Annotated in this window: 9 protein-coding genes; all 9 read left to right on the forward strand. The window is 44.7% G+C overall.

Features of this window, described 5'->3' with window-relative positions; translation table 11 throughout:
• On the forward strand, nt 1-1,260 hold a 1,260-nt coding region (locus tag PAND9192_RS20995), incomplete at its 5' end, for a replication endonuclease (RefSeq protein WP_001451563.1).
• On the forward strand, nt 1,193-1,345 hold the full coding sequence (locus PAND9192_RS21000) for a hypothetical protein (protein ID WP_435988044.1): 153 nt from the start codon (nt 1,193-1,195) through the stop codon (nt 1,343-1,345). The genes PAND9192_RS20995 and PAND9192_RS21000, both read left to right, overlap by 68 nt.
• A complete protein-coding gene (locus PAND9192_RS21005; RefSeq protein WP_016670801.1) occupies nt 1,278-1,517 on the forward strand; it encodes a phage DNA packaging protein C in 240 nt (79 codons plus the stop codon). The genes PAND9192_RS21000 and PAND9192_RS21005 overlap by 68 nt, the downstream gene beginning before the upstream one ends.
• Nucleotides 1,514-1,972 carry a scaffolding protein D gene (locus PAND9192_RS21010; RefSeq protein WP_000084700.1) on the forward strand — a complete coding sequence of 153 codons (459 nt, stop codon included), beginning with the start codon at nt 1,514-1,516 and terminating at the stop codon, nt 1,970-1,972. The genes PAND9192_RS21005 and PAND9192_RS21010 overlap by 4 nt, the downstream gene beginning before the upstream one ends.
• Entirely contained in the window at nt 1,972-2,088 is a 117-nt protein-coding gene (locus tag PAND9192_RS21015) for a phage DNA packaging protein J (RefSeq protein ID WP_000033471.1), read from the forward strand. Before PAND9192_RS21010 ends, PAND9192_RS21015 begins: the two co-directional genes overlap by 1 nt.
• A 36-nt stretch (nt 2,089-2,124) precedes the next feature.
• Nucleotides 2,125-3,408, forward strand: a complete 1,284-nt coding sequence (locus tag PAND9192_RS21020; RefSeq protein WP_000065572.1) for a major capsid protein — start codon at nt 2,125-2,127, stop codon at nt 3,406-3,408.
• A gap of 110 nt (nt 3,409-3,518) precedes the next feature.
• Nucleotides 3,519-4,046, forward strand: a complete 528-nt coding sequence (locus PAND9192_RS21025) for a hypothetical protein (protein WP_000487867.1) — start codon at nt 3,519-3,521, stop codon at nt 4,044-4,046.
• 8 nt (nt 4,047-4,054) lie between these two features.
• Nucleotides 4,055-5,041 carry a Minor spike protein gene (locus PAND9192_RS21030; RefSeq protein WP_000466547.1) on the forward strand — a complete coding sequence of 329 codons (987 nt, stop codon included), beginning with the start codon at nt 4,055-4,057 and terminating at the stop codon, nt 5,039-5,041.
• A gap of 63 nt (nt 5,042-5,104) precedes the next feature.
• Nucleotides 5,105-5,513 (forward strand): replication endonuclease (locus PAND9192_RS21035; RefSeq protein WP_002037788.1); only part of this gene is annotated, 409 nt, incomplete at its 3' end.

Genomic DNA, 5,513 nt, shown 5'->3' on the forward strand with positions numbered 1-5,513 from the left:
ATGGATGAATTGGCACAATGCTACAATGTGCTCCCCCAACTTGATATTAATAACACTATAGACCACCGCCCCGAAGGGGACGAAAAATGGTTTTTAGAGAACGAGAAGACGGTTACGCAGTTTTGCCGCAAGCTGGCTGCTGAACGCCCTCTTAAGGATATTCGCGATGAGTATAATTACCCCAAAAAGAAAGGTATTAAGGATGAGTGTTCAAGATTGCTGGAGGCCTCCACTATGAAATCGCGTAGAGGCTTTGCTATTCAGCGTTTGATGAATGCAATGCGACAGGCTCATGCTGATGGTTGGTTTATCGTTTTTGACACTCTCACGTTGGCTGACGACCGATTAGAGGCGTTTTATGATAATCCCAATGCTTTGCGTGACTATTTTCGTGATATTGGTCGTATGGTTCTTGCTGCCGAGGGTCGCAAGGCTAATGATTCACACGCCGACTGCTATCAGTATTTTTGTGTGCCTGAGTATGGTACAGCTAATGGCCGTCTTCATTTCCATGCGGTGCACTTTATGCGGACACTTCCTACAGGTAGCGTTGACCCTAATTTTGGTCGTCGGGTACGCAATCGCCGCCAGTTAAATAGCTTGCAAAATACGTGGCCTTATGGTTACAGTATGCCCATCGCAGTTCGCTACACGCAGGACGCTTTTTCACGTTCTGGTTGGTTGTGGCCTGTTGATGCTAAAGGTGAGCCGCTTAAAGCTACCAGTTATATGGCTGTTGGTTTCTATGTGGCTAAATACGTTAACAAAAAGTCAGATATGGACCTTGCTGCTAAAGGTCTAGGAGCTAAAGAATGGAACAACTCACTAAAAACCAAGCTGTCGCTACTTCCCAAGAAGCTGTTCAGAATCAGAATGAGCCGCAACTTCGGGATGAAAATGCTCACAATGACAAATCTGTCCACGGAGTGCTTAATCCAACTTACCAAGCTGGGTTACGACGCGACGCCGTTCAACCAGATATTGAAGCAGAACGCAAAAAGAGAGATGAGATTGAGGCTGGGAAAAGTTACTGTAGCCGACGTTTTGGCGGCGCAACCTGTGACGACAAATCTGCTCAAATTTATGCGCGCTTCGATAAAAATGATTGGCGTATCCAACCTGCAGAGTTTTATCGCTTCCATGACGCAGAAGTTAACACTTTCGGATATTTCTGATGAGTCGAAAAATTATCTTGATAAAGCAGGAATTACTACTGCTTGTTTACGAATTAAATCGAAGTGGACTGCTGGCGGAAAATGAGAAAATTCGACCTATCCTTGCGCAGCTCGAGAAGCTCTTACTTTGCGACCTTTCGCCATCAACTAACGATTCTGTCAAAAACTGACGCGTTGGATGAGGAGAAGTGGCTTAATATGCTTGGCACGTTCGTCAAGGACTGGTTTAGATATGAGTCACATTTTGTTCATGGTAGAGATTCTCTTGTTGACATTTTAAAAGAGCGTGGATTACTATCTGAGTCCGATGCTGTTCAACCACTAATAGGTAAGAAATCATGAGTCAAGTTACTGAACAATCCGTACGTTTCCAGACCGCTTTGGCCTCTATTAAGCTCATTCAGGCTTCTGCCGTTTTGGATTTAACCGAAGATGATTTCGATTTTCTGACGAGTAACAAAGTTTGGATTGCTACTGACCGCTCTCGTGCTCGTCGCTGCGTTGAGGCTTGCGTTTATGGTACGCTGGACTTTGTAGGATACCCTCGCTTTCCTGCTCCTGTTGAGTTTATTGCTGCCGTCATTGCTTATTATGTTCATCCCGTCAACATTCAAACGGCCTGTCTCATCATGGAAGGCGCTGAATTTACGGAAAACATTATTAATGGCGTCGAGCGTCCGGTTAAAGCCGCTGAATTGTTCGCGTTTACCTTGCGTGTACGCGCAGGAAACACTGACGTTCTTACTGACGCAGAAGAAAACGTGCGTCAAAAATTACGTGCAGAAGGAGTGATGTAATGTCTAAAGGTAAAAAACGTTCTGGCGCTCGCCCTGGTCGTCCGCAGCCGTTGCGAGGTACTAAAGGCAAGCGTAAAGGCGCTCGTCTTTGGTATGTAGGTGGTCAACAATTTTAATTGCAGGGGCTTCGGCCCCTTACTTGAGGATAAATTATGTCTAATATTCAAACTGGCGCCGAGCGTATGCCGCATGACCTTTCCCATCTTGGCTTCCTTGCTGGTCAGATTGGTCGTCTTATTACCATTTCAACTACTCCGGTTATCGCTGGCGACTCCTTCGAGATGGACGCCGTTGGCGCTCTCCGTCTTTCTCCATTGCGTCGTGGCCTTGCTATTGACTCTACTGTAGACATTTTTACTTTTTATGTCCCTCATCGTCACGTTTATGGTGAACAGTGGATTAAGTTCATGAAGGATGGTGTTAATGCCACTCCTCTCCCGACTGTTAACACTACTGGTTATATTGACCATGCCGCTTTTCTTGGCACGATTAACCCTGATACCAATAAAATCCCTAAGCATTTGTTTCAGGGTTATTTGAATATCTATAACAACTATTTTAAAGCGCCGTGGATGCCTGACCGTACCGAGGCTAACCCTAATGAGCTTAATCAAGATGATGCTCGTTATGGTTTCCGTTGCTGCCATCTCAAAAACATTTGGACTGCTCCGCTTCCTCCTGAGACTGAGCTTTCTCGCCAAATGACGACTTCTACCACATCTATTGACATTATGGGTCTGCAAGCTGCTTATGCTAATTTGCATACTGACCAAGAACGTGATTACTTCATGCAGCGTTACCATGATGTTATTTCTTCATTTGGAGGTAAAACCTCTTATGACGCTGACAACCGTCCTTTACTTGTCATGCGCTCTAATCTCTGGGCATCTGGCTATGATGTTGATGGAACTGACCAAACGTCGTTAGGCCAGTTTTCTGGTCGTGTTCAACAGACCTATAAACATTCTGTGCCGCGTTTCTTTGTTCCTGAGCATGGCACTATGTTTACTCTTGCGCTTGTTCGTTTTCCGCCTACTGCGACTAAAGAGATTCAGTACCTTAACGCTAAAGGTGCTTTGACTTATACCGATATTGCTGGCGACCCTGTTTTGTATGGCAACTTGCCGCCGCGTGAAATTTCTATGAAGGATGTTTTCCGTTCTGGTGATTCGTCTAAGAAGTTTAAGATTGCTGAGGGTCAGTGGTATCGTTATGCGCCTTCGTATGTTTCTCCTGCTTATCACCTTCTTGAAGGCTTCCCATTCATTCAGGAACCGCCTTCTGGTGATTTGCAAGAACGCGTACTTATTCGCCACCATGATTATGACCAGTGTTTCCAGTCCGTTCAGTTGTTGCAGTGGAATAGTCAGGTTAAATTTAATGTGACCGTTTATCGCAATCTGCCGACCACTCGCGATTCAATCATGACTTCGTGATAAAAGATTGAGTGTGAGGTTATAACGCCGAAGCGGTAAAAATTTTAATTTTTGCCGCTGAGGGGTTGACCAAGCGAAGCGCGGTAGGTTTTCTGCTTAGGAGTTTAATCATGTTTCAGACTTTTATTTCTCGCCATAATTCAAACTTTTTTTCTGATAAGCTGGTTCTCACTTCTGTTACTCCAGCTTCTTCGGCACCTGTTTTACAGACACCTAAAGCTACATCGTCAACGTTATATTTTGATAGTTTGACGGTTAATGCTGGTAATGGTGGTTTTCTTCATTGCATTCAGATGGATACATCTGTCAACGCCGCTAATCAGGTTGTTTCTGTTGGTGCTGATATTGCTTTTGATGCCGACCCTAAATTTTTTGCCTGTTTGGTTCGCTTTGAGTCTTCTTCGGTTCCGACTACCCTCCCGACTGCCTATGATGTTTATCCTTTGGATGGTCGCCATGATGGTGGTTATTATACCGTCAAGGACTGTGTGACTATTGACGTCCTTCCCCGTACGCCGGGCAATAATGTTTATGTTGGTTTCATGGTTTGGTCTAACTTTACCGCTACTAAATGCCGCGGATTGGTTTCGCTGAATCAGGTTATTAAAGAGATTATTTGTCTCCAGCCACTTAAGTGAGGTGATTTATGTTTGGTGCTATTGCTGGCGGTATTGCTTCTGCTCTTGCTGGTGGCGCCATGTCTAAATTGTTTGGAGGCGGTCAAAAAGCCGCCTCCGGTGGCATTCAAGGTGATGTGCTTGCTACCGATAACAATACTGTAGGCATGGGTGATGCTGGTATTAAATCTGCCATTCAAGGCTCTAATGTTCCTAACCCTGATGAGGCCGTCCCTAGTTTTGTTTCTGGTGCTATGGCTAAAGCTGGTAAAGGACTTCTTGAAGGTACGTTGCAGGCTGGCACTTCTGCCGTTTCTGATAAGTTGCTTGATTTGGTTGGACTTGGTGGCAAGTCTGCCGCTGATAAAGGAAAGGATACTCGTGATTATCTTGCTGCTGCATTTCCTGAGCTTAATGCTTGGGAGCGTGCTGGTGCTGATGCTTCCTCTGCTGGTATGGTTGACGCCGGATTTGAGAATCAAAAAGAGCTTACTAAAATGCAACTGGACAATCAGAAAGAGATTGCCGAGATGCAAAATGAGACTCAAAAAGAGATTGCTGGCATTCAGTCGGCGACTTCACGCCAGAATACGAAAGACCAGGTATATGCACAAAATGAGATGCTTGCTTATCAACAGAAGGAGTCTACTGCTCGCGTTGCGTCTATTATGGAAAACACCAATCTTTCCAAGCAACAGCAGGTTTCCGAGATTATGCGCCAAATGCTTACTCAAGCTCAAACGGCTGGTCAGTATTTTACCAATGACCAAATCAAAGAAATGACTCGCAAGGTTAGTGCTGAGGTTGACTTAGTTCATCAGCAAACGCAGAATCAGCGGTATGGCTCTTCTCATATTGGCGCTACTGCAAAGGATATTTCTAATGTCGTCACTGATGCTGCTTCTGGTGTGGTTGATATTTTTCATGGTATTGATAAAGCTGTTGCCGATACTTGGAACAATTTCTGGAAAGACGGTAAAGCTGATGGTATTGGCTCTAATTTGTCTAGGAAATAACCGTCAGGATTGACACCCTCCCAATTGTATGTTTTCATGCCTCCAAATCTTGGAGGCTTTTTTATGGTTCGTTCTTATTACCCTTCTGAATGTCACGCTGATTATTTTGACTTTGAGCGTATCGAGGCTCTTAAACCTGCTATTGAGGCTTGTGGCATTTCTACTCTTTCTCAATCCCCAATGCTTGGCTTCCATAAGCAGATGGATAACCGCATCAAGCTCTTGGAAGAGATTCTGTCTTTTCGTATGCAGGGCGTTGAGTTCGATAATGGTGATATGTATGTTGACGGCCATAAGGCTGCTTCTGACGTTCGTGATGAGTTTGTATCTGTTACTGAGAAGTTAATGGATGAATTGGCACAATGCTACAATGTGCTCCCCCAACTTGATATTAATAACACTATAGACCACCGCCCCGAAGGGGACGAAAAATGGTTTTTAGAGAACGAGAAGACGGTTACGCAGTTTTGCC

This window comes from Photobacterium andalusiense, from assembly GCF_900185625.1.
Taxonomy (GTDB): Bacteria; Pseudomonadota; Gammaproteobacteria; order Enterobacterales; family Vibrionaceae; genus Photobacterium; species Photobacterium aquimaris.